Annotated in this window: 19 protein-coding genes; 9 read left to right on the top strand and 10 right to left on the bottom strand. The window is 66.2% G+C overall.

The window, feature by feature from the left end; all coding sequences use genetic code 11:
• Positions 1-30: 30 nt before the first annotated feature.
• Positions 31-720, bottom strand: a complete 690-nt coding sequence (locus ACSYHF_RS08320) for a glutathione S-transferase family protein (RefSeq protein ID WP_005416211.1) — start codon at positions 718-720, stop codon at positions 31-33.
• A 187-nt stretch (positions 721-907) separates the two neighbouring features.
• The gene (locus ACSYHF_RS08315) at positions 908-1,117 is read right to left on the bottom strand and encodes a cold-shock protein (RefSeq protein WP_005416210.1); all 210 of its coding nucleotides are present in this window, start codon (positions 1,115-1,117) and stop codon (positions 908-910) included.
• Positions 1,118-1,419: 302 nt separating this feature from the next.
• Between ACSYHF_RS08315 and ACSYHF_RS08310 the strand changes: the two genes are divergently transcribed.
• Complete coding sequence (locus tag ACSYHF_RS08310) at positions 1,420-1,908, top strand: YaiI/YqxD family protein (protein WP_262221507.1); 489 nt, start codon at positions 1,420-1,422, stop codon at positions 1,906-1,908.
• A 13-nt stretch (positions 1,909-1,921) separates the two neighbouring features.
• Here ACSYHF_RS08310 and ACSYHF_RS08305 read toward each other — a convergent pair whose 3' ends face one another.
• A complete protein-coding gene (locus ACSYHF_RS08305; RefSeq protein WP_171958455.1) occupies positions 1,922-2,791 on the bottom strand; it encodes a pseudouridine synthase in 870 nt (289 codons plus the stop codon).
• Between the two features lie 124 nt (positions 2,792-2,915).
• Here ACSYHF_RS08305 and ACSYHF_RS08300 point away from each other — a divergent pair, with 124 nt between their 5' ends.
• The 3 genes from ACSYHF_RS08300 (at position 2,916) to ACSYHF_RS08290 (ending at position 6,806) form a co-directional block, all read left to right on the top strand.
• Positions 2,916-3,464 (top strand): YaeQ family protein, encoded by a 549-nt coding sequence (locus ACSYHF_RS08300; protein WP_005416207.1) that lies wholly within the window; start codon positions 2,916-2,918, stop codon positions 3,462-3,464.
• Positions 3,461-4,645, top strand: coding sequence for a BaiN/RdsA family NAD(P)/FAD-dependent oxidoreductase (locus ACSYHF_RS08295; protein WP_005416206.1), 1,185 nt, complete (start codon positions 3,461-3,463; stop codon positions 4,643-4,645). The genes ACSYHF_RS08300 and ACSYHF_RS08295 overlap by 4 nt, the downstream gene beginning before the upstream one ends.
• A gap of 91 nt (positions 4,646-4,736) precedes the next feature.
• Positions 4,737-6,806: an EAL domain-containing response regulator gene (locus tag ACSYHF_RS08290; protein ID WP_005416205.1), complete on the top strand. Its 2,070-nt coding sequence runs from the start codon at positions 4,737-4,739 to the stop codon at positions 6,804-6,806.
• A gap of 108 nt (positions 6,807-6,914) precedes the next feature.
• On the opposite strand, the gene fabV is transcribed toward ACSYHF_RS08290, so the two are convergent.
• The 5 genes from fabV to tgt all read right to left on the bottom strand — a co-directional run bounded on the left by fabV (position 6,915) and on the right by tgt (position 13,354).
• The gene (gene fabV, locus ACSYHF_RS08285; RefSeq protein ID WP_262221505.1) at positions 6,915-8,174 is read right to left on the bottom strand and encodes an enoyl-ACP reductase FabV; all 1,260 of its coding nucleotides are present in this window, start codon (positions 8,172-8,174) and stop codon (positions 6,915-6,917) included.
• A 656-nt stretch (positions 8,175-8,830) separates the two neighbouring features.
• Entirely contained in the window at positions 8,831-9,811 is a 981-nt protein-coding gene (secF, locus tag ACSYHF_RS08280) for a protein translocase subunit SecF (protein WP_065185182.1), read from the bottom strand.
• Between the two features lie 16 nt (positions 9,812-9,827).
• Positions 9,828-11,684, bottom strand: coding sequence for a protein translocase subunit SecD (secD, locus tag ACSYHF_RS08275; RefSeq protein ID WP_065185183.1), 1,857 nt, complete (start codon positions 11,682-11,684; stop codon positions 9,828-9,830).
• A gap of 61 nt (positions 11,685-11,745) precedes the next feature.
• Positions 11,746-12,090 carry a preprotein translocase subunit YajC gene (gene yajC, locus ACSYHF_RS08270; protein WP_005416201.1) on the bottom strand — a complete coding sequence of 115 codons (345 nt, stop codon included), beginning with the start codon at positions 12,088-12,090 and terminating at the stop codon, positions 11,746-11,748.
• Positions 12,091-12,223: 133 nt separating this feature from the next.
• Positions 12,224-13,354: a tRNA guanosine(34) transglycosylase Tgt gene (tgt, locus tag ACSYHF_RS08265; protein ID WP_188239062.1), complete on the bottom strand. Its 1,131-nt coding sequence runs from the start codon at positions 13,352-13,354 to the stop codon at positions 12,224-12,226.
• Between the two features lie 166 nt (positions 13,355-13,520).
• On the opposite strand from tgt, the gene ACSYHF_RS08260 reads away from it, so the two are divergent.
• Positions 13,521-14,594: a DUF3396 domain-containing protein gene (locus ACSYHF_RS08260; RefSeq protein ID WP_262221503.1), complete on the top strand. Its 1,074-nt coding sequence runs from the start codon at positions 13,521-13,523 to the stop codon at positions 14,592-14,594.
• Between the two features lie 174 nt (positions 14,595-14,768).
• On the opposite strand, the gene queA is transcribed toward ACSYHF_RS08260, so the two are convergent.
• Entirely contained in the window at positions 14,769-15,836 is a 1,068-nt protein-coding gene (gene queA / locus ACSYHF_RS08255; protein WP_197598883.1) for a tRNA preQ1(34) S-adenosylmethionine ribosyltransferase-isomerase QueA, read from the bottom strand.
• Between the two features lie 210 nt (positions 15,837-16,046).
• On the opposite strand from queA, the gene ACSYHF_RS08250 reads away from it, so the two are divergent.
• Together ACSYHF_RS08250 and ACSYHF_RS08245 are read left to right on the top strand one after the other, a co-directional pair.
• Positions 16,047-17,543, top strand: coding sequence for an aminotransferase class III-fold pyridoxal phosphate-dependent enzyme (locus tag ACSYHF_RS08250; RefSeq protein ID WP_065185186.1), 1,497 nt, complete (start codon positions 16,047-16,049; stop codon positions 17,541-17,543).
• Positions 17,544-17,722: 179 nt separating this feature from the next.
• Positions 17,723-18,316, top strand: coding sequence for an LOG family protein (locus ACSYHF_RS08245; RefSeq protein ID WP_005416197.1), 594 nt, complete (start codon positions 17,723-17,725; stop codon positions 18,314-18,316).
• A 19-nt stretch (positions 18,317-18,335) separates the two neighbouring features.
• Here ACSYHF_RS08245 and ACSYHF_RS08240 read toward each other — a convergent pair whose 3' ends face one another.
• Positions 18,336-21,176 carry a bifunctional diguanylate cyclase/phosphodiesterase gene (locus tag ACSYHF_RS08240; protein ID WP_111174910.1) on the bottom strand — a complete coding sequence of 947 codons (2,841 nt, stop codon included), beginning with the start codon at positions 21,174-21,176 and terminating at the stop codon, positions 18,336-18,338.
• Between the two features lie 247 nt (positions 21,177-21,423).
• Here ACSYHF_RS08240 and ACSYHF_RS08235 point away from each other — a divergent pair, with 247 nt between their 5' ends.
• Together ACSYHF_RS08235 and ACSYHF_RS08230 are read left to right on the top strand one after the other, a co-directional pair.
• Positions 21,424-21,942, top strand: a complete 519-nt coding sequence (locus ACSYHF_RS08235; protein WP_229298559.1) for an RNA polymerase sigma factor — start codon at positions 21,424-21,426, stop codon at positions 21,940-21,942.
• Positions 21,939-22,934 (top strand): hypothetical protein, encoded by a 996-nt coding sequence (locus ACSYHF_RS08230; RefSeq protein WP_447576228.1) that lies wholly within the window; start codon positions 21,939-21,941, stop codon positions 22,932-22,934. The genes ACSYHF_RS08235 and ACSYHF_RS08230 overlap by 4 nt, the downstream gene beginning before the upstream one ends.
• Positions 22,935-22,956: the final 22 nt, after the last annotated feature.

Genomic DNA, 22,956 nt, shown 5'->3' with positions numbered 1-22,956 from the left:
CTCTGGAGGTGGGGGCGACCGCCGCCGACCTCAATTGCCGCTGAGCGCCTGCAGATGGCCACCGTGGGCCTCGGCGCGCTGGTAAGCAGGCCGCTCGCTGATGCGCTTGAGGAAGCCACGCAGTGCCGGCTTGCCGTCGAGACCGCCACCGCGCGCGGCAGCAGCCTGGATCGGGAAGCTCATCTGGATGTCGGCCGCACTGAAGCGCTCGCCGGCAAACCATGGGCTTTCGGCCAGGCGGCGCTCCATCCAGTCCAGGTGCAGGCGCCGCTGCGGCCCAACGAAGCCCCGCTCGGCCTTGTCGGCAATGCTGCGTGCAATCGGGCGTGCGAAGAATGGCATGGGCGCATTACGGATGCGGCCCATCACCAGGGTCAGCAGCAGCGGCGGCATCGCCGAGCCTTCGGCATAGTGCAGCCAGTAGCGGTACGCGATGCGTTCGGTGCCGTCGGCCGGCATCGGTGACGGCGACAGCTGGCGCTGCGCGTCGTAACGGTCAGCGAGATAGTCGAGGATCGCCCCGGACTCGGCCAGTACCAGCTCGCCATCCTGCAGCACCGGCGACTTGCCGAGCGGATGCACGTTGCGCAGTTCCGGCGGCGCCAGCAGCGTCTTCGGATCGCGCGGATAGCGGCGCAGTTCGTAGTCCAGCCCCAACTCCTCCAGCATCCACAGCACGCGCAGGGAACGGGAGTTTTCCAGGTGATGAACGATGCGCATGGGGACGATCCTTGGGAAGGCCGCCATCCTACCGCGCCGGCTGCATGCCCTTTGTAGAGTCGAGCCCTGCTCCACTGTCCTTGAGAACAGTCGAGCGTGGCTCGACTCTACAAAAAACAGCGGGCAATAAAAAAACGCCGGAAGCTCTCGCCTCCGGCGTTCTGGCTACCCAACGGTAGCAGACGGATTAGACCGCCTGCACCTGGTCAGCCTGCATACCCTTCTGACCCTGGACGGCGATGAAGGTAACCTTCTGGCCTTCCTGCAGGGTCTTGAAGCCGGTGCCCTGGATCGCGCGGAAGTGCACGAACAGGTCCGGGCCGCTTTCCGGGGTGATGAAGCCGAAGCCCTTGGCGTCGTTGAACCACTTGACGGTGCCGGTCTGACGTTCAGACATTTTACTAACTCCTGAAACACATGTTGAAAAAAATCGCAGCCACCGGGTATCGGGGCCGAGACTGAGTTGCAGGCGTTGGTAAAGCGGATCGATGAGCGGATCGTGAGATCAACTGCACCAGGCCACGATTCACGGTGACCCTAGCAAACACAGTGGGTCGCACGATACGCGTGTTTTCTGCAAAAAGCGATAGTCCCGACGTTCATGGGAACACGTCACCCGCTAGGCGTGACAAGGGTTGGCAGCCAATCGCGGCTAACCCCGAGCCCCCATTCAGGTTTTTCCTACCCTACACTGGGTAAATGACTGAAGCTGAAATCCCCGCTGAACACGCGTCTCCCCGCATCTGGGTGGATGCGGACGCCTGCCCCACCGTCATTCGCGACATCCTGTTCCGGGCCGCCGAACGGGTCGGGATCGAGCTGACCCTGGTCGCCAACCAGTGGATCCGCACCCCGCCGTCGCGCTGGCTGCGCTCGATCCAGGTACCGCAGGGGCTGGATGTGGCCGACAGCGCCATCGTCGAGCGGGTCGCCGCCGGTGACCTGGTGGTCACCCAGGACATCCCGCTGGCCGCGCTGGTGCTGGAGAAGAAGGCCGTGGCGCTGAACCCGCGCGGCCAGCTGTACACCCGGAACAACATGGCCGAGCGGCTGTCGATGCGCAATTTCATGGAGGAACTTCGCGGCGCCGGGGTCCAGACCGGCGGACCGCCGCCCCTGGGTCCCCGCGACCGGCAGCTGTTCGCCGCCGAGCTGGACCGCTGGCTGGCGCGACGCCCGGCCCGCTGAGCGCCTGGCCGCGCTAAGCCGGAAGGCTCAGGCTGCGGCCGCTGCTGAACGCCCGTCGTTCGCCGCTCAATGGGTCGTCGAAGGCCAGGGCCCGCGCCAGCAGCTGCAGCGGCGCCTCGGCGACGTTCGGCGGACGTTGCCGAAGCTGCGGGTACAGGTCGTCACCCATGATCGGCGCCCCCAGCATGGCCATGTGCACGCGCAGTTGATGCTTGCGGCCGGTCTCCGGCAGCAGCCGGTAGCGCCAGATCGGCCCTTCGGCCTCGATCAGCTCGATCCGGCTGCGCGCATTGGGCTCACCGGGCACTTCGGACATGCGGAAGAACGGCTCGCCCGGCACCAACCGGCTGTCCCGCTGCAACGGAAACGCCAGCCCCGGCAGCGCCGGTGCCAGGGCCTCATAGGTCTTCTCGATGCGCCGCTCACGGAACAGGCGCTGGTAAGCATCGCGCGACGCTCGCTGGGTCGAGAACAGCACCAGCCCGGCCGTCAGCCGATCCAGCCGGTGCAGCGGTACCAGATCGGCATTGCCGGTGCGGGCGACCAGCCGCGCCAGCAGCGTCTCGCGCACATGCCCACCCGCAGGTGTCACCGGCAGGAAATGCGGCTTGTCGGCCACCAGCAGGTGCGCATCCAGATGGACGATGGTCTCGACAAAGGGAATCACCGGTTCGTCGGCCACCTCGCGGAAGTACTGGATCTCCCGCCCGACCTGCCAGGGCATGTCCGCAGTGAGCGCCCTGCCCTGCGCATCCAGCACACGGCCACGCGCGAAGCGATCCTGCCATTGCGCGCGCGCGATGCGCGGGAAACGTGCACACAGGCCATCCAGCAGGGTGGCCCAGGGGCCGGGCGGCAGCTGCAACCGGCTGGGCAGGCTCATGGCGTCCACTCCGGCCACAGGAAAGACCTCAAGAGTGCCACCGTTGACGGCATGCAGACAGCCCAGCCACGGACACCCCCGGAGCAAACCTCTATCATTGTCGTCTTTAGTCCACGGACCCCCCATGGCTCTTACCGCCACCATCCGCAAGGCCGAACTGCAGATCAGCGACATGGATCGCGGCTACTACGCGACCCACAACCTGACCCTGGCCCAGCATCCGTCCGAGACCGACGAGCGCCTGATGGTGCGCCTGCTCGCCTTCGCGCTGAACGCCGGCGACCGCCTGGAGTTCGGCCGCGGCCTGAGCACCGATGACGAACCCGATCTGTGGGAACACGACTACACCGGCGACATCCTGCAGTGGATCGACCTGGGCCATCCGGACGAATCGCGCATCCGCAAGGCCAGCAACCGCAGCCGCCAGGTGCAGGTGGTCAACTATGGCGGCAACGCCTCGGAGATCTGGTGGGGCAAGCAGGGCAAGGGCCTGGCGCGCTTCGACAACCTCTCGGTGGTCGACCTCGACGGTGCCTTCGTAGAACTGTGGGGCCAGCAGATCCAGCGCGCGATGCGCTGGAGCGTGCTGATCCAGGACGGTGAAGTGCAGCTGCTCAACGATCAGATGCAGCTCGACGTGATCCCGACCTGGCGCAAGCGCGCCAAGGCATGAGCACGATCCGTTGTGACGTGGTGGTCATCGGCGCCGGCGCAGCCGGGCTCATGACCGCGATCACGGCTGGCCAGCGCGGCCGCCAGGTGCAGGTGATCGACCATGCCAACAAGGTCGGCAAGAAGATCCTGATGTCCGGCGGTGGCCGCTGCAACTTCACCAACACCGGCACCACCCCGGCCAACTTCCTGTCGGCCAACCCGCACTTCTGCAAGTCGGCGCTGGCCCGCTACACGCCCTGGCACTTCATCGAGTTGGTGCACAAGCACGGCATCGCGTATCACGAAAAGGAACTGGGGCAGCTGTTCTGCGATGTCTCCTCCAAGCAGATCGTGAAAATGCTGGTGGACGAATGCCAGGCGGCCGGCGTGCAGATCCGTACCGACTGCAGCGTGCAGCGCATCGAGCACGGCAGCGATGGTTTCCGCGTGCACACCACGCACGGGCTGTTCCATTGCGCCTCGCTGGTGGTTGCCACCGGCGGCCTGTCGATTCCCAGCATGGGGGCCAGCGGCTTTGGCTATGAAGTGGCCCGCCAGTTCGGCCACCAGGTGCTGCCGACCCGCGCCGGGCTGGTGCCGCTGACCCTCAGCGGCAAGCACCAGGAACGGTTGGCCGACCTCAGCGGCGTGGCGCTACCGATCGAGGCGCGCTGCAACGGCAAGAGCTTCCAGAACTTCATGCTGCTGACCCACCGTGGCGTGAGCGGTCCGGCCATCCTGCAGATCTCTTCGTTCTGGCGGCCCGGCGATGCGCTGGAGCTGGACCTGTTGCCGGGCCAGGATGCGGGCGAGTGGCTGCGCCAGATGAAGCGCGACCGCCCCGCCGCCGAGCTGCGCACGGTGCTGGGCGAGGTACTGCCGAAGCGGCTGGCGCAGCGCCTGTGCGAGCACTGGCTGCCCGACCGCCCCGTGCGCCAGCTGGACGAGCCGGTGCTGCGCCAGGCTGCGCAGCTGCTGGGCGCATTCCCGCTGGTGGCCAGCGGCACCGAAGGCTACCGCACCGCCGAGGTCACCCTGGGCGGCGTGGACACCGCCGAAGTGTCATCCTCAACGATGGAATCCAAGCGCGTCCCCGGCCTGCACTTCGTTGGCGAGGTGCTGGACGTGACCGGCTGGCTGGGCGGCTACAACTTCCAATGGGCCTGGGCCAGCGGCCACGCAGCGGGCGGCGTGGTGTGAACCACTTCGCCGTTCCATGCGCGCAAGGGGTACGCGCATGGACGGTTCGCCGCGCATCGTGTATCTAGATTCGCAGATTGGGGAGCAGTGCATGCAGAACGCGAACGACATCACCATCCGCCTGCTGATCGTCGATGACAGCGGCGAGAATGCCGAAGCCATCGTCAGCACCCTGCGCAACAGCGGCATCGCGGTACGCCCGTGGCGCCCGCAGGATGCGGCCGAGCTGGCCCAGGTGCTGACCAGCCAGGCCATCGACCTGGTGCTGGCCTCGCCGTCGCAGGGCATTCCGCTGCAGCTGGCAGCCCAGCACATCGCCGCCAGCGGCAAGGACATCCCGCTGGTGCTGCTGGCCGAGCGCATCGACGAGGACGAACTGGTGCAGGCCAGCAGCCATGGCATCCGTGCCCTCGCCCTTCGCCAGCGCCCCGAGCACCTGCTCGCCGTGGTCCGCGACCAGTGGGTCGACCTGCAGGCACGCCGCGGCCTGCGCCGCATCGAGGCGCAGATGCGCGAGACCGAGCGCCGCTGCGACGCGCTGATCGCCTCCTCGCGCGACCCCATCGCCTACGTGCATGAAGGCATGCACATCCGCGCCAACGACGCCTATCTGGAGATGTTCGGCTACGAGCAATTCGATGACATCGAAGGCATTTCGCTGCTGGACATGGTCGCTGCCCAACACGTGGAGGGCTTCAAGCAGCTGCTGAAGGGCCTCAGCCGTGGCGAGGCGCCGCCGCCCCAGTACCAGCTCGACGCGCGCCACCAGGACGGCAGTGCGTTCCCGGCGACGATGGAATTTGCGGCGGCCACCTACGAAGGCGAGTCCTGCCTGCAGGTGGTGCTCCGCCGCCGCATGGAGTTCGACCCCGAGCTGGCACGCGAGGTCGAGGACCTGCGCCAGCGCGACCAGGTCACCGGCCTGCTCAATCGCCCGACCTTCATGCTGCAGCTGGAAAGCGCGGTGGCCCAGGCCGGGCGCAGCGAGGGCCAGTTCGGCCTGCTGCTGATCGAGCCGGACCACTACGCGCGCCTACTGCCGGATATCGGCCTGGCCTCGGCCGATACCCTGATCGGCGCCCTCGCCGCCCTGCTGGCCGAAGTGGTTGGCGAGGACGCGCAACTGGCCCGTTTCGGCGAGCACAATTTCGCCGTGCTGCAGGCCGGGCCCTACGCACAGACCGTGGCGCTGGCCGAGCGCATCCGAGAAGCCTACGCCGCACACGTCTTCAGCATCGGCGCACGCTCGGCCACGGTGACGGTCAGCATCGGTGGCGTACAGGTCGGTGAGAAGATCGCCAGCATCGGCCAGGTGCTGGCGCGCGCCAGCGAATGCACCCAGGCTGCAGCCGAGCTGGGTAACACCTGCCGCATCTTCGACCCGGCTGCCGCCGACCGTGTCGAGGAAGAGCGTGTGCAGCGCTGGGTGGCGCGCATCCGCGAGGCGCTGGCCGGCGACGGTTTCCAGCTTCACTACCAGCCGGTGCTGAACCTGCAGGGCGAACCACTGGAGCTGTACGAAGCCTATCTGCGCCTGGAAAACAATGGCGAGCTGCTGAGCCCGACCGCGTTCCTGGGCATCGCCGAGGAACACGGCCTGCTGGCCGACATCAACCGCTGGGTGGTCTCGCAGGCAATCGCGGTGCTGGGTGAACGCGCACGTGCGGGTCATGCCACCCAGGTGCTGGTGAAGGTCACGCCGGAATCGTTCGATGACCCACAGATGATCGCCACCCTGCACCGCGAACTGCAGGCACAGGGCGTGCCCGGCGAACGGCTGTGGCTGCATGCACCGGAAGCGAAGGTGTTCACCCACCTGCGCAGTGCACAGCAATTCCTTGCCGAAGTGGCGCCACTGGGCTGCCGCATCGGCCTGGAGCAGTTCGGTTCCGGGCTGGACTCGTTCCAGCTGCTGGCCCACTTCCAGCCGCAGTTCCTCAAGCTGGACCGGGGCTTCACCAGCGACCTGGCTGCCACCCGCGAGAACATCGACCGCATCAGCCAGATCACTGCGCGTGCTCAGGAAGCGGGCATCCGCACCATCGCCGAATTCGTCAGCGATGCCAACTCGATGACGCTGCTGTTCAGTGCCGGCGTGGATTACGTGCAGGGCGACTTTGTCGGCCCGGCGTTGCCGGAGATGGGGTTCGAATTCGGGTAACCGAGGGTAGTGCCGGCCGCTGGCCGGCAGCCTCAGGTACCCGGGGTTGCCGGCCAGCGGCCGGCACTACCAAACGAGAAGGCCGGCTTTCGCCGGCCTTCTGCCTGATCAGGTCATGTCGACCAGGTTGCCGATCTTCACGTCCGGGTTGACGTCGGCCTCGTAGTCGACGCCCTCCACGCCAAAACCGAACAGACGCAGGAAGTCGGCCTTGTAACCGGCCAGGTCGCTGATTTCGTACAGGTTCTCGTTGGTCACCTGTGGCCACAGCGCGACCACCTTGCCCTGCACGTCTGCGGCCATTTCCTTGTAGTCCGCACGCAGGCGGCCTTCCTCATCGACCAGCGCGACGGTGTGGCCGTCGCCATCGACCAGGTCGTGGCGCAGGCGATCGACCGCCACGCCATCGGACTTGCCGCCGTAAAGGATGTCGTACAGCACGTCGAGCTGCTCGATGCAGCCTTCGTGGGTGCCCTTTTCCTTCATCACCTTGAACAGCAGCGACAGGTACAGCGGCATGGTCGGAATGGCCGAGCTGGCCTGGGTCACGACGGCCTTCAGCACCGACACGCGTGCGTCGCCGCCGATTTTCGCCAGCTTTTCGCGCAGGCCCAGCACCTTGGTGTCCAGGTCCTTCTTGGCCGCGCCGATCGAGCCATTCCAGTAGATCGCCTGGGTGATCTCTTCGCCCACGTAGGTGAAGGCCGTGGTGGTACAACCATTGGCCAGCACGCCGGCATCGGCCAGCGCATCGATCCACATCTGCCAGTCCTCGCCGCCCATCACCGCGACGGTGCCGGCGATTTCTTCCGGAGTGGCCGGCTGCAGGGTGGTCTCGGTGATCACTTCCTTGTCGGTATCCAGCCCGCGCAGGGTGATCGGCTCGCCGATCGGCTTCAACGTGGAGCTGATGATCTCGCCAGTCTTCGGGTGCTTGCGGCGCGGCGCTGCCAGGCTGTAGACAACCTGGTCGACCTGGCCCAGATCGGCCTTGATCATTTCGATGGTCTTCGCCTTCACTTCATCGGAGAAGGCATCGCCATTGATGCTCTTGGCGTACAGGCCGGCTTCGTCGGCGTACTTGTGGAACGCGGCCGAGTTGTACCAGCCCGCGGTACCCGGCTTGGTCTCGCTGCCCGGGCGTTCGAAGAAGATGCCGAGGGTGGCAGCACCACTGCCGAAGGCAGCGGTGATGCGTGCAGCCAGGCCGTAGCCGGTGGACGCGCCGATCACCAGCACACGCCTGGGACCGTTCTGGATCGGCGGGCGCGCACGGATGTAGTCGATCTGCTGCTTGACCGCGGCCTCGCAGCCGGTCGGGTGGGTGGTGACGCAGATGAAGCCGCGGACGCGCGGTTTGATGACCATGGATACCTCGGGTTGGCAGATGCGGCGCGCGGGGCGCTCAGCAGGAGTAAGGGCGCGCACGCGCGCGAACCGCAGGATCGTAGTGCGCGGGGGCCGAATGCACAACCGACGCTGGCGTAGGGTGGTGTTTCTTTTGCAGGGTTGCACCCTGCACCTGCGGTAGTGCCGGCCGCTGGCCGGCAACCTCAACAGCAACGTCAAAAGCCGGGCTACTGAGGCCCACAACCGGGCCCACCCCGCCTTTGACAGTCTTCCGCGATCTGTCGGAACAGCTCTTGGGGTCAGATCCGTTTTCTGAAGGAAAACGGATCTGACCCCAGAATTGTTTCGATTTCTGACAAATGTGTCGACCCAGGTCGACACCTACCCACAGCCGTGGGGATCTGTCAGAGGTGGGGCAGTGTCGGAGTGCGGGGTGTCAGCCGCATGGATGCGGCTGCCAAGCCTACACGGACGTACTTGCGGCGTCCCCGCACTCCGACACCGCCCCGCCCACCCACGGAAGGCACGCTCTTGCTGTTGCTGTTGCTGTTGCTGTTGCTGTTGCTGTTGCCGGCCAGCGGCCGGCACTACCGTGGGTGCAGGGCTGCAAGCCCTGCAACACAAAAAACCCCGCTTGCGCGGGGTTCTCTGTGGGTTGCGTGCAGCGCGAACGGTTACGGGCGACGGGCCAGGGCCTCAACGTCCTTCGCCTTCGGCAGCAGGTCCTGCTTGCTGACGCGCAGGAAACCGATCGTCAGCATCGGCACTGCCACCAGGATCGAGGACAGCACCACGATCACCGCACCGATCATATGCGTCTCGGCCAGGCCTTCCATCGAGCTGCCGCCGTACAGGTACAGGGCAAGCGCGGACAGGAAGAACATCACCGCAGTGATCACCGTACGCGACAGCGTCTGGTTGATCGAACGGTTCAGCACTTCCATCGAATCCACGCGCAGGCTGCGGAAGTTCTCACGGACGCGGTCGAAGACCACGATGATGTCGTTGATCGCAAAGCCCATCACCGACAGCAGGCCGGCCAGCACGGTCAGGTCGAACTCACGGCCCAGCAGGGACACGTAAGCGACCGTCACGATCAGGTCGAACATCGCCACGATGCTGGCGGTGACCGCGAACTTCCACTCGAAGCGCACTGCGATGTAGATCAGGAAGCCGGCCAGCATGAAGATGGTGGCATACAGGCCATTCATCGCCAGGTCCTTGCCGATCTGCGGGCCCACGAACTCGTTGCGGAGCACGGTGGCCTGATTGTCGGCAGTGGACAACGCCTTCACCACGGCAGCGGCCGTGGCCTTGTCCTCGTGGGCGGCGTCGCCGGTACCCGGAGCATGCTCGCCGTGCGGGGCCAGGCGGATCAGCAGGTCGGTGTTGCCACCCACGCTCTGCACCTGGGCGCCTTCGAAGCCACTCTGCTCGAGCTTGGTGCGGACCTGCTCAACATCCACCGCCTTGTCGAAGCGGGCTTCGATCAGGGTGCCGCCGGTGAAGTCCAGCGCGTAGTTGAAGCCCTTGATGCCGATGATGGCGACCGAGGCCAGGAACACCACGATGGTGACTGCCATGGCGACATGGCGCCAGCGCATGAAGTCGATCTTGGTGTCGTTCGGGAGGATGTGCAGCGGAAACAGTTTCATTGTGCGTGTCGTCCCGTCAGATGGCCACGTTCTGGAGCTTCTTGCGACGGCCGTAGATCAGCGTCGCCAGCGCACGCGACACGGTGATCGCGGTGAACATGGAGGCGAAAATACCGATGATCATGGTCAGCGCGAAGCCCTTCAGCGGACCGGTACCGAATGCAAACAGCGCCACGCCGACGATCAGGCCGGTCAGGTTGGCGTCGAGGATGGTGCCCGAGGCACGCTCGTAACCGGTCACGATCGCCGTCTTGCCCGGCACACCGGCTCGCAGCTCTTCACGGATACGCTCGTTGATCAGCACGTTGGCGTCCACCGACAGGCCAACCGACAACGCCAGGCCGGCAAAGCCCGGCAGGGTCATGGTGGCACCGAACAGCGACATCACCGCCACTACGATCAGCAGGTTGAACAGCATCGCTGCCGAGGTGATCACACCGAACATGCGGTAGTACACGCTGAAGAACACCAGGGTGAACAGGAACGCGAACACCACCGCGCGCATGCCGTTCTTGACGTTCTCGGCGCCGAGGCTCGGGCCGACCACGCGCTCCTCGACGAAGTCCATCGGCGCAGCCAGCGAACCCGACTTCAGCAGCTTGGCCAGGTCTTCGGCTTCCTTCTTCTGCAGGCCGGTGGTCTGGAAGTTCTTGCCGAACACGCCGTTGATGTTGGCCACCGAGATCACTTCCTCGTTGACCTTGAAGCCACGCACTTCCTGCCCGTCGACGACGGTTACGGTCGGCACGCGCTCGGTGTAGACCACCGCCATCGGCTTGTTCACGTTGGCGCTGGTGAAGTCGAACATGCGCTGGCCACCGACGTTGTTCAGCGTCACGCTGACCGCCGGCGAGCCGCTGTTCGAATCGGTCACCGCCTGCGCACCGACCATCTGGTCGCCGGTGACGATCACGCGCTTGTTCAGCAGGATCGGGCCGCGGCCGTCACGCTGCTGGTAGACCTTCGCTTCCGGCGGAATGCGGCCGGAGTTGATGGCGTCCTGCGCATTGCCTTCAACCACCGCACGGTACTCCAGGGTGGCGGTGGCACCGATCATGCGCTTGGCTTCGGCGGTGTCCTGCACGCCCGGCAGCTGCACGACCACACGGTCGGCACCCTGGCGCTGGATGATCGGCTCGGCCACGCCGAGCTGGTTCACGCGGTTGCGCAGGGTGTTGATGTTCTGCTCGATGGCGCCGTTGGCGATCTGCGTGATCTCGGTCTCCGGCACGGTGACCGTGATGCGGTTGCCGCTGACGTCATAGCCGAGGGTCGGCTGCGCCTTGACAAGCGCGGCGCGGGCGCGCTGCGCGGCGTCATCGCCGGCGGATGGGCTCAGGTTGGCCACGATGCTGTTATCGGCGCGGCGTTCCACCGACTGGTAGGCGATGCGCGCGTCACGCAGGGTGCTGCGCACGTCTTCGGTATAGGCATCCAGGCGCTTGTCGAGGGCAGCCTTCTGGTCGACCTGCAGCACGAAATGCACGCCGCCCTGCAGGTCCAGGCCCAGCACCATCGGGCGACCGCCGAGGTTGGCCAGCCAGTCCGGCACGGTCGAAGCCAGGTTCAGCGCCACGGTGTACTTCTCGCCGACGGTGTCACGCAGGACGTCGCTGGCAGCGGACTGCGACTTCAGGTCCGACAGGCGGACGATCAGGCTTTCCCCTTCCTTGTCGGCACCGATGGTGGCGATGCCGGCCTTTTTCAGATCGGCCAGCACACGGTCGCGCAGCGCATCGTCGATCTGCCCGCCACGGTTGGCGGTGATCTGGATGGCCGGGTCCTTCTGGTAGATGTTGGGCAGCGCATACAGCGCGCTGAGCGCCAGTACGATCAGGATGACGACGTACTTCCAGCGTGGAAATTCGAGCATTGCTTGGGTCCCGCGCGGCGCCATCCCCGGCGCCGCGGTTGTGCTTCGGAAAGGGAGTGGCTTACTTGGCCGAATCCAGGGTGCCGGTCGGCAGCACGCTGCCGACAGCACCCTTCTGCACGCGGATGCGCACGTTGTCGGCCACTTCGACGGTGATGAAGTGGTCGCCGATATCGGTGACCTTGCCGGCGATGCCGCCGTTGGTCAGCACTTCATCGCCGCGCTTGATCTTCTCCAGCATGGCCTTGTGCTCCTTCTGCCGCTTCATCTGCGGGCGGATCATCAGGAAGTACATGATGGCGATCAGGATGATCGGGAACAGCAGCGTGGTCAGGCCCATGCCCTGCGGTTGGCCGCCGGCGGCCTGGGCGTGGGCGGCGGGAATCAGGAAAGCAAGCAGGTTCATCGTTGGTCCTTTGGTTGGGCGGCGCTCCCGTCCCTTGAGGGGCGGGGGTGTCGACCGCGGATCTGGGTCAGCCTTGAAGTATGCCACGGCCCCGGGCGTTCGTCCTTGGGCCGTTCGGCAGGGGGCGTCCGGGTTAGAGGGGCGGGGCCACCGCCCCGCGTGCCGCGTAGAAAGACTCACGGAAGGCCAGGAAGGTTCCCGCCTCGATGGCCGCACGGATGTCGGCCATGAGCTTTTCGTAATAGAACAGGTTGTGCAGGGTGCCCAGCATCGGCGCCAGCATCTCGTTGCAGCGGTCCAGGTGGCGCAGGTAGGAACGGGTATAGCCACCGGTGCAGGCCACGCAGCCGCAGCCCGGCTCGATCGGGTCCATGTCGCGCGCGTACTGGGAATTACGGATGCGGACGGTGCCGAACGAGGTGAAATAATGGCCGTTGCGCGCATTGCGGGTCGGCATCACGCAGTCGAACATGTCCACGCCACGTGCGACACCCTCGACCAGGTCCTCCGGCCGGCCCACACCCATCAGATAGCGCGGACGGTCGCTTGGCAGCTCCGGGTCCAGGTGGTCGAGCATAGCGTTGCGCTCGTGCTCCGGCTCGCCCACAGCCAGGCCGCCAATGGCGTAGCCGTCGAAGCCGATCGCCTGCAGGGCGTCGGCCGAGCGGCTGCGCAGGTCGGTGTGCACGCCCCCCTGGACGATGCCGAACAACGCCGCGTCGTTGCCCAGCTCGTCATGCGCGTTGCGGCTGCGCTGGGCCCAGCGCAGGCTCAGCTCCATGGAACGGCGGGCAACGTCTTCGGTGGCCGGGTACGGGGTGCACTCGTCGAAGATCATCACGATGTCCGAATCGAGCACCTTCTGGATCTTCATGCTCTCCTCGGGACCGAGGAACACCCGGGCGCCGTCGGTGGGCGAGGCAAAGGTCACGCCCTGCTCGGTGATCTTGCGTCGATGGGCCAGCGAGAACACCTGGAAACCGCCGGAGTCGGTCAGGATCGGGCCATCCCAGCGGCAGAAGCCGTGCAGCCCGCCGTGGTCGGCGATGATGTCCAGGCCGGGGCGCAGGTACAGGTGGAAGGTGTTGCCGAGGATGATCTCGGCGCCCAGCGCCCGCACCTGGTCCGGCAGGATGCCCTTGACCGAGCCATAGGTCCCCACCGGCATGAAGGCCGGCGTTTCCACCGTGCCACGCGGGAAGGTCAGGCGGCCACGGCGGGCACGGCCATCGCGGGTCTGGAGCTGGAACTGCAATCGGGACATGGAGCGGTCGTTCAGGCAAATAGTCGCCCATTGTCTCCCAAAACCGGGGCGGCCGCCCATTCAGGCCTGAACAGGCTCCATCTGACACTTTACCTGTCGCAATTGGCCTTGGCGGCGGAACGTCTTCCTCCTAGGGTGACCAGCCCCACATGCTGGCACTCCACTCATGCCCACCCTGCGCGACCTTCCTCTGGAAACTGAATGGTTTCCGGACGCACAGGAGTCGCTGGAGTTTCCAGGCGACCTGCTTCTTCCGAGCGGCCCAGCGAACTACGTAGGCGCAGTGATGTGTCTACGCCTGACGCTGTACTTCAAGGACGCACATCTGGCCGGCACGAGAGAAAACCTGTGCCTTTGCTTCGACGCGTTCCGCGAGCACGCGGGAGGCGAATTGTCATGGCTCTGGCGCGAGAAACCAACGGATGGACGATCCCGGCAGCGCGTCAAGGACAGCAAAGCTCTGCGAGAAATGATCGAGCCCATGTTGGAAGACGACCATCTCAGCTTCTGCTACACCAGCGGTCCCAATGCTGAAGACGCCGGAGCCTGGCAGTTCCGTGTTTACGGCAAGCGCGGCTGGCAATCCCGAATGGGCAACGACATGAGTGTCCTTGAACTGTCGGTCCCGACTGGCCATTTCTCAGGAAAGGAATGCCAGTTCATTAAACTGGCGATCAAATGTGCACACTGGTTGAGGGCCGCACATGGGCATGCCGGCTACGCATTGAATCTGAGCGCAGTACGCCGAGAGCGCAATGAGCCCATTGAAGCAGTGCTGGCCCAGCGCCTTCCCGGCCTGGATGTGGGGGACGCCGCGCTCCTGGCGAACCGGGCGGAACTCAAGCATCTCAAGATCAAGACGGTGAGCTGGTTGACCCTACTGGATGACGCCCGGCTGGCAGCGGCTGGAGGGCTTGATCAGCTCCGCAGCGCTCTCCCCGAGCAGTATTTCAGGCTCCAAGGGTATGGCGGCGGCGTCTTGATCCAGGCTGGAGCGCGACCCCTCGCCTACGCTGATGCAGAAGATCCTCGCGCCCCTGAATATGTACTGCTCGACCATCAACTCCGGGGTCTGCGACCTGCGTCGGTCGGCAATCTCCATTCCAACCCAAAGTCCACAGAACCGAGGCTGATCGGCCGGATCGCCGATCAGTGGATGCGTCGATTTGAAGTCGATCCTTCAGAGATCTCGATTCACGAAGCAAGGCTTGCGCAGCAGCATCCATGCACAATCGAATGAGCCAAGGCGAGCAAATGAACAAAATCCCTGGTGGAAAAATTGAGCAGAAAGCCGATCGAATCGCCCCGGGTACCAGCCCCGTAGCCGGACACGCATGGCGTGGATTCCACCTTCAGGCACAAGCGGTGCGCACCAACGGTGCGCACCCAGCACTATCAGGCAGAGGTCAGCCCCCTACTCCGCCTGCGGGAACAGCAGCATTGCGTCGCCGTAGCTGAAGAAGCGGTAGCGCTGCTCGATCGCGTGCCGGTAGGCCTCGAACACGCGGTCCTTGCCTGCAAACGCCGAGATCATCATCAGCAGCGTGCTTTCCGGCAGGTGGAAATTGGTCACCATCGCGTCGACGCTGCGGATGCGGTAGCCCGGGGTGATGAAGATCTGGGTCTCGCCGGCGAACGGCAGCAGCTCGACATCGCGCATCGCGCTTTCCAGCGCGCGCACCACGGTGGTGCCGACGCCGATCACCCGGCCGCCGCCGGCGCGCGTGCGCCGCACCTGCTGCACCAGTTCGGCGCCGACGTTCAGCCACTCGCGGTGCATAACGTGGTCCTTCAGGTCATCGGCGCGCACCGGCTGGAAGGTGCCCGCACCCACATGCAGGGTGACGTGGCCGAACTCCACGCCCTTGTCCTTCAGCGCCGCCAGCAGCGGCTCGTCGAAATGCAGGCCGGCGGTCGGTGCTGCCACCGCGCCTACCTCGCGCGCGAACACGGTCTGGTACCGCTCGCGGTCGTCCACGCCCGGCTCGCGCTGGATGTAGGGCGGCAACGGCAGGCGGCCGGCATGCAGCAGCCACTGCTCCAGCGACTCCGGCACATGGAACTGCAGCACGTAGAACTCGCCATCGCGGCCCAGCACCTCGGCTTCGCCACCGGCATCCAGCGCGATGCGACTGCCGGCCTTCGGCGACTTGCTGGCGCCGACCTGCGCACGCGCCTGCTGACCGCCGAGCAGGCGCTCGATCAGGATCTCCACGCGGCCGCCGCTGGCCTTCTGCCCGAACAGGCGCGCCGGAATCACCCGGGTGTCGTTGAACACCAGCAGGTCGCCCGGCTGCAGCAGCGACGGCAGGTCACGCACCTGCAGGTCGGTGAAGGCGGCAGGTGCCGGCGGTACCAGCAGCAGGCGGCTGGCGGAGCGTTCGGCCAGGGGAGCCTGCGCGATCAGTTCAGCCGGCAGGTCGTAGTGGAAATCGGACTTCTTCAAGGTGGTGGGCGGCAACAGGTCGACAATGGCGCGCATTGTACGTCCAGCGTCTGCGAGCCGGCGCACTTCGCGGCGAACGTCGCGCAAAATGCTGCTATGCAGCAGGTTTCTGCGGGGTTATCGCGCAAAAAAACAAGTGCTAGCATCGAACCGGAAGTCCGCTGCACGAGCCTGCCCCAAGCGCGCGTGATGACGCGCGTTTTGCTTTTGATGGCCCGTGCGACCCATTGTTTCAGGAGATCTGCAATGAGCTTCATCGAACGCCTCGCCCCCCTGCGCAACCAGCCCGGCACCCGCCTCACCACCGGCCTGGACGATGCCACCCTGACCGCCCTGTCCGCCAACCACCCGCAGCTGATCGCCGCAGTGGACGCCGCCGCCGAGGAGTTCGCGCGCGTGCAGGCCGACCTGGGGCCGCTGCTGGCGCAGGACGAACAGGCACAGATCGACGCGATGCAGGACGGATTCGTCAATTTCTATGCCGATGACGCGGTGACCCCGTACGTGGCGCTGGCCGCGCGCGGCCCATGGGTGGTCACCCTGAAGGGCGCCGTGCTGTACGACGCCGGCGGCTACGGCATGCTCGGCTTCGGGCATACCCCGGACGCCGTGCTGGAGGCCATGGCGCGCCCACAGGTGATGGCCAACATCATGACCCCCAGCCTGTCGCAGCAGCGCTTCATCACCGCCCTGCGCGCCGAGATCGGCCACCGCCGTGGCGGCTGCCCGTTCGCCCGTTTCATGTGCCTGAATTCCGGCTCCGAAGCCGTCGGCCTGGCCGCGCGCATCGCCGACGTCAACGCCAAGCTGCAGACCGATCCTGGCGCACGTCACGCCGGCGCTGCGATCAAGCGCGTGGTGGTCAAGGGCAGCTTCCATGGCCGTACCGACCGCCCTGCCCTCTATTCGGATTCCAGCCGCAAGAGCTACATGCAGCACCTGGCCAGCTACCGTGGCGAGGACTCGGTGATCACCGTGGCGCCTTACGACGAGGCCGGCCTGCGCAAGGTGTTCGAGGATGCTGCACGCAACCAATGGTTCATCGAAGCCGTATTCCTGGAGCCGGTGATGGGCGAAGGCGACCCGGGCCGTTCGGTGCCGCCGTCGTTCTATGCCGTTGCCCGTGAGCTGACCCGTGCGCATGGCAGCCTGCTGCTGCTCGACTCGATCCAGGCCGGCCTGCGCGCGCATGGCGTGCTGTCGGTGGTCGATTACCCGGGCTTTGAAGGCCTTGACCCGCCGGACATGGAGACCTATTCCAAGGCGCTCAACGCCGCGCAGTACCCGCTGTCGGTGCTGGCGGTGACCGAGCATGCTGCGCAGCTGTACCGCAAGGGCATCTACGGCAACACCATGACCAGCAACCCGCGTGCGCTGGACGTCGCCTGCGCCACCCTGGCGCAGCTGACCCCACAGGTACGCGCCAACATCGCCGAGCGCGGTGCCGAGGCCGTGCGCAAGCTGGAACAGCTCAAGAGCGAGCTGGGCGGCCTGATCACCAAGGTGCAGGGCACCGGGCTGCTGTTCTCGTGCGAGCTGGCCCCGCAGTTCAAGTGTTATGGCGCCAACTCCACCGAGGAATGGCTGCGCCAGCACGGCATCAACGTGATTCACGGTGGTGAGAACTCGCTACGCTTCACCCCGCACTTCGGCATGGACAGCCAGGAGCTGGACCTGCTGGTGGCCATGGTGGGCCGTGCCCTGCGTGAAGGCCCGCGCCGCGAGCAGGCCGCGGCGGCGTAAGCCATCGCTTACGTAGAGCCGAGCCCATGCTCGGCTGGCCTTTGCCGTGATCTGAACGAAGGGCAGCCGAGCATGGCTCGGCTCTACAGAAGGGCTCATAATCCAAGGGCACCCCGTCTCTGACCGCCTTGCGGTCGGTGACGGGGCGTTTTCGTTTCCGGTCAAGAGACAGAAGATCCATGAAATCGATCTGTGTGTACTGTGGTTCCAACGCTGGCAGCAAGCCGGCCTACACCGAACGCGCCATTGCACTGGGCGACCGCATTGCCCGCGATGGCCTGCGCCTGGTGTATGGCGGCGGCAACGTTGGCCTGATGGGTACCGTGGCCAACGCCGTGCTCGCCGCTGGCGGCGAGGTGACCGGCGTGATCCCGCGCCAGCTGGCCGACTGGGAAGTGGCCCACCGCGGCCTGACCGAACTGGAGATCGTCGGCTCGATGCATGAGCGCAAGTCGCGCATGTTCGACCTCGCCGATGGCTTCGTTGCCCTGCCCGGTGGCTTCGGCACCATGGAAGAGATCTTCGAGATGCTGACCTGGCGCCAGCTGGGCATCGGCAACAAGCCGTGCGCGTTCCTCGATGTGGAAGGTTTCTACGCGCCGCTGATCGGCATGATCGACCGCATGGTGGAAGAGCGCTTCCTGCATCCGGACCAGCGCCAGGACCTCTGGTACGGCTCGGACATCGAGGAAATGCTGGTGTGGATGCAGAACTACCAGCCGGCCCAGGCGTCGAAGTGGATCGACGAGAAACGTCGCTCGGCTCTGCGCTGAAGCGAACCGTCGCGGTGGCTCACGCCAGCGTCCGTGCCCACGGTGCGGGACGGCCCAGCAGGTATCCCTGGCCATAGTCGCAACCGAGTTCGCGCAGTGTCTGCCGCTGCGCCTCGGTCTCGATGCCTTCGCCAATGGTTTCGATGCCCAGGGTGCGGGCCAGTGACAGCACGCCTTCGACCAGCGCGCGCGTGCTCTGCACTTCCGGCCCGTGCAGGCCGGCGATGAAACTCTGGTCGATCTTCAATGTACTGATCGGGAATCGGTGCAGGTAGGACAGCGCAGAGAAGCCGGTACCAAAGTCGTCCAGCTGCACCTGGATGCCACGCTCGCGCAGGCCCTGCAGGATGCGCAGCGTGTGCGGCGCATCGTCCAGCAGCGCGACCTCGGTAATCTCCAGCCGCAGCCGGCGCGGATCGGCGCCACACGCGTCGAGCAGGCCGAACAGGCGGTCGCTGAACTCGGCCGAGCGGAAATGGCGCGGCGAAACGTTCACCGAGACATAGCTCTGCCCACCTTCGGCCAGGCGCGCGATGACCTGCTCGTAGATCAGCCAGTCGACCTGTTCGATCAGGCCGCTTTCCTCTCCCAGCTCCAGGAACGCGCCGGGCAACAGCAGGCCACGACGCTCGTGCTGCCAGCGGAGCAATGCCTCATGTCCCACCACTTCGCCATCGGACAGGCGCACGATCGGCTGGAAGAACGGAACGAAATCACGGTTGTTGATTGCGCGGCGCAGATCGGCTTCCAGGTCGAGGCTGCGCATGGCCTGTTCACGCATGTCCTCGTCGAAGATCGCGCAGCGGTCATGGCCCTGTGCCTTGGCCCGGTACATCGCCGCGTCCGCATCACGCAGCAGCTCCTCGCCGGTACGGTAGCGCGGATTCCACAGCGCGATGCCCAGGCTGCCGGACGGGAACAGTTCGCGGCCGGCGATCCACATCGACTCCTGCAGTGCCAGCAGCAGGCGCTGGCCGAAATCCAGTGCCTGTGCCAGGCCCTGCGGGCATTGCAGCAGTACCGCGAATTCATCACCGCCCAGCCGTGCCACCACATCATCGGCACCGGCCATCGATACGATGCGCTTGGCCACCTCCACCAGCATGCGGTCACCCGCGGCGTGGCCGATGCTGTCGTTGACCAGCTTGAAGCGATCCAGGTCGAGGAACAGCACGGCGAACACCGGCCCACCCTCGCGCTTGGCCAGCGCCAGCGCATCCTGCAGGCGATCGAGCAGGTGCAGCCGGTTGGGCAGGCCGGTCAGCGCATCGTGCATGGCCTGATGGGTCAGGCGTTGCTCGGCCCGCAGGCGCTCGCCGATCTGGCCGAGCAACTTCTCGTTGACCTCGGCCAGCTCACGCGTGCGTTCCTCCACGCGCTTTTCCAGTTCGGCATGCGCCAAACGCAGCCGTTGCTGGTCGCGCTGGCGCGCCAACCCGGTTCCGATGTTCTGCGCAACGAACGTCAACAGCCGCTGATCGTGCACGCTGAACGTACTGTTCTCGCTGTAGCTCTGCACCACGATCGCACCGACCACCTCGTCATCGCGCAGCAGCGGCACGCCCAGCCAGCAATGCGAGCGCGCGCCGGATTCACGCACCTCGCCACTGGCCAGCAGCGCATCGATCTGGGCGCGTGAGGCCAGTAGGGGCCGCCGGTTGCGCACCACGTATTCGGTCAGGCCGCGACTGAACGGACGAGGTGCACGGCTGGCATTGTGCTCGTCCACCGAATAGACGAAGTCCAGGCCGTTGCCGCTTCCGTTCACCAGCGCGATATAGAAGTTGCGCGCATCGAGCAGGCGCCCGACCACGCCATGCACCTGCCCGTAGAACTGGGCCAGGCTGTCGGCCGACATCGCCATTTCGGCAATGTTGTACAGCGCGGTCTGCAGTTGCTCGGCGCGCCGGCGCTCCGCCACTTCATCCTGCAGGCTGTGGTTGGCGCGCTGCAGTTCCAGCGTACGCCGCTCCACCTGTTGCTCCAGCCGGACCTGCGCCTGGCGCCGATCCATCGCAGTCTGCACGTGCTGCGCGACAAAGCCCAGCAACGCCCGCTCGGCCTCGCCATAACGGGCCGCCAGCTCATAGCTCTGCACCACGATCGCGCCGCATACCCGGCCATCGCGCAGCATCGGCACACCCAGCCAGTCCAGGCTTTCGGGGCCACGCTGCGGGTCGTGCTCCTGCTCGACCACGCGCGCCAGCAGTTCGCGCGAGGGTCCGCTGAGCGGCTTGCCATGGCGCAGCAGCGCGACGGTCAAGCTGCGCGGCATCTCGGCGGCGTCATGGCTCTGCGTCGGGTCGGCGACGAAATCGTCGACCTGGTCGGCGAAGTACAGGAAGCGGATCTGGTCACGCACATCATCGTATTCAACGATGTAGCAGTTCTCGGCATACATCAGCGTGCCGAGCACGCCGTGCACGTGACGCAGCATCTCCGACATCTCCAGATCGGCGCCGGCCAGATCGGCGATCTGGAACAGCGCCTGCTGCAACCGTTCAGCTTCCTCCAGCGCCTTGATCTGCCCGGCCTGGCGGCCACGCTGCAGTGCCAGTTCCATGGCCTGACGGGCCAGCCCCCACCACGCCGCAGAAGGCACGGCGCCTTCCACCGACAACTGCAGGCGTGCACCGTCATGTTCCCAGCCATGGGAGCCCTCGCCGATGCCCGCCGCAGTGAACGCGCCTGCCGCCCCGTCGGCCGGCCATCCGCCCTGACCACGCCCGAGCTGCGGGTCGTCCCAGCCGACGCGGACCAAGGCCGTTTCCGGCAAAAGCGCATGCAACGCGCGCACCAGCGCCGTGCTCAGCACGGCCTCGTGTGGTGGCTCTTCCGCCGGTTCAGCATGCGTGGACAAATGACAATCTCTTGGCGCCGTCGATGCGTCGCCTCCCCTGAGCCGACGAGCATAGCGCGCCACCCGGGGGGCAATGGAAGCCCGTAAACCCCGAATCGTGCGCCCGTACGTTTTTCCTGCTGTCTGCAGCCCCTTCCGAGCCATGACCCTCGCCCTGCCCGCCCCTGCCACCGGCTATGCGCCATCGCCTGCAGGCCTTACCCTGTACGCCGTGGAAGCCAGCGCACTGCCAACCGATGAAGCCTTGATGCTGGCCTGGGCCGGCGGCGACCTGCACGCGTTCGAAAGCCTGTATGCGCGCCATCGCAAGCGACTGTTCGGTTTCCTGCTGCGCCAACTGCGCGACAACGCGCTGGCCGAGGAGATCTTCCAGGACGTCTGGCAGCGGGTGATCAGCGCCCGTGCCGGGTGGCAGCCCGAAGCAGCGTTCAGCACCTGGCTGTTCCGCATCGCCCACAACCGCCTGAACGACCATTGGCGCGCCGCCCGCCATCGCCCTGCCGCACCGGCCGACGCCGACCTGCGCCTGGCCGCGATCGAGGACGGGCAGACCCCGGAAGCCGAACTTTCCGAATTCGAACAACGTCGCCGCATCCAGCTGGCGATGGAGCAATTGCCGCCGGAGCAGCGCGAAGTGCTGCAACTGCGGCTGGATCAGGAACTGAGCCTGGAGGAGATCGGCCAGATCACCGGCGTAGGCCGGGAAACCGTGAAATCGCGGCTGCGCTATGCGATGGACAAGCTGCGTGCGGGATTGAACGCATGAACCGAGACGAACCGCTGACGCCGGAAGAACGCGAGCTGGCCCGGCTGCTCGGCCGTCGCGCCGAGCAGGCACCACCGGCCGCACTGGACGCCGCCATCCTGGCCGCGGCCCGCGCGGCCGTGGACGCTCCGGCTGCCGATGCGGTCGCCTCTCCCGAGGCGCCGCCCACGCAGCGCACACGCCCGCGTTGGCCAGCGGTGTTCGGCATCGCCGCTTCGATGGTGTTCGCCATCGGCATCGCCTGGCAGCTGCGTCCTGAACCGCCACCGGTTCCGGCGGGCGAGACTGCTGTTGCCGCAGCACCGGCTGCGGCAGAAGACGTCGCGGCTGCCGATCAGGCCGCTGGAAGTGGTTCAGCCGACAGCGCAGTGGCGGTTGCGGAACCAGCCGCTGCTCCGGCAGCACCCGAGTCCGCCCCTGTTTCCGCTGCCCCGGCACCGGCCATCGCGCGTGCGCACAAGCCTGCGCCGGCCAAGACCGCTGAAGTGCCGGCCCAGGCTGCACGGTCCATGGCCGCGGATGCGGCCGCCGACACCTCCTTTGCGGCGCTCCCGCCCGCTCCGGCTGCAGCACCGCCAGCGCCACCTGCACCGGCCGCCTACTCGGCACCCGCACCCGCACCGGCATTCGCGCCAGCAGCGTCCGGGGCAATGAAAGCACGCACGGCCGCGGCACCGGCAACCAATGCCGCCGAGGCGGAGCGGACGCAGGCGCTGGATCGGGTGGAGATCACCTCGATGAAGCGTGAGGCGCCCAGCCGTTCCGCACCGGGCATTATGCGCCGCGGCAGCGACGCGGGCCTGAGCGCGGATGCCGTGCAGGCCGAGGTGGACGCCGACGCGCGACTGCCGCGCCGGCAGTGGCTGCAGAAGATCCGCGCGCGACGCGACGACGGCCAGCGCGATCTGGCCCGCGCCAGCCTGGAGCGCTACGTGCAGCAGTATCCGGAAGCCCGCCTGCCGCGCGACCTGCGCCCGTTGCTGGACGACTGAAGCAGAACGTGACCTCCGGCGA

The sequence above is a fragment of the Stenotrophomonas maltophilia group sp. P373 genome, from assembly GCF_053295075.1.
The sequence above is the reverse complement of the archived record's forward strand: the minus strand, read 5'-3'. Positions and strand labels throughout refer to the sequence as shown.

Coding starts and splice junctions, on each gene's coding strand:
- ACSYHF_RS08295 (WP_005416206.1), top strand. CDS start 3,461: ATGAGCACGATCCGTTGTGACGTGGTGGTCATCGGCGCCGGCGCAGCC.
- ACSYHF_RS08260 (WP_262221503.1), top strand. CDS start 13,521: ATGCCCACCCTGCGCGACCTTCCTCTGGAAACTGAATGGTTTCCGGAC.
- ACSYHF_RS08250 (WP_065185186.1), top strand. CDS start 16,047: ATGAGCTTCATCGAACGCCTCGCCCCCCTGCGCAACCAGCCCGGCACC.
- ACSYHF_RS08230 (WP_447576228.1), top strand. CDS start 21,939: ATGAACCGAGACGAACCGCTGACGCCGGAAGAACGCGAGCTGGCCCGG.
- ACSYHF_RS08235 (WP_229298559.1), top strand. CDS start 21,424: ATGCTGGCCTGGGCCGGCGGCGACCTGCACGCGTTCGAAAGCCTGTAT.
- fabV (WP_262221505.1), bottom strand. CDS start 8,174: ATGGTCATCAAACCGCGCGTCCGCGGCTTCATCTGCGTCACCACCCAC.
- ACSYHF_RS08320 (WP_005416211.1), bottom strand. CDS start 720: ATGCGCATCGTTCATCACCTGGAAAACTCCCGTTCCCTGCGCGTGCTG.
- ACSYHF_RS08310 (WP_262221507.1), top strand. CDS start 1,420: ATGACTGAAGCTGAAATCCCCGCTGAACACGCGTCTCCCCGCATCTGG.
- ACSYHF_RS08305 (WP_171958455.1), bottom strand. CDS start 2,791: ATGAGCCTGCCCAGCCGGTTGCAGCTGCCGCCCGGCCCCTGGGCCACC.
- queA (WP_197598883.1), bottom strand. CDS start 15,836: ATGCGCGCCATTGTCGACCTGTTGCCGCCCACCACCTTGAAGAAGTCC.
- ACSYHF_RS08290 (WP_005416205.1), top strand. CDS start 4,737: ATGCAGAACGCGAACGACATCACCATCCGCCTGCTGATCGTCGATGAC.
- secF (WP_065185182.1), bottom strand. CDS start 9,811: ATGAAACTGTTTCCGCTGCACATCCTCCCGAACGACACCAAGATCGAC.
- yajC (WP_005416201.1), bottom strand. CDS start 12,090: ATGAACCTGCTTGCTTTCCTGATTCCCGCCGCCCACGCCCAGGCCGCC.
- tgt (WP_188239062.1), bottom strand. CDS start 13,354: ATGTCCCGATTGCAGTTCCAGCTCCAGACCCGCGATGGCCGTGCCCGC.
- ACSYHF_RS08245 (WP_005416197.1), top strand. CDS start 17,723: ATGAAATCGATCTGTGTGTACTGTGGTTCCAACGCTGGCAGCAAGCCG.
- ACSYHF_RS08300 (WP_005416207.1), top strand. CDS start 2,916: ATGGCTCTTACCGCCACCATCCGCAAGGCCGAACTGCAGATCAGCGAC.
- ACSYHF_RS08315 (WP_005416210.1), bottom strand. CDS start 1,117: ATGTCTGAACGTCAGACCGGCACCGTCAAGTGGTTCAACGACGCCAAG.
- secD (WP_065185183.1), bottom strand. CDS start 11,684: ATGCTCGAATTTCCACGCTGGAAGTACGTCGTCATCCTGATCGTACTG.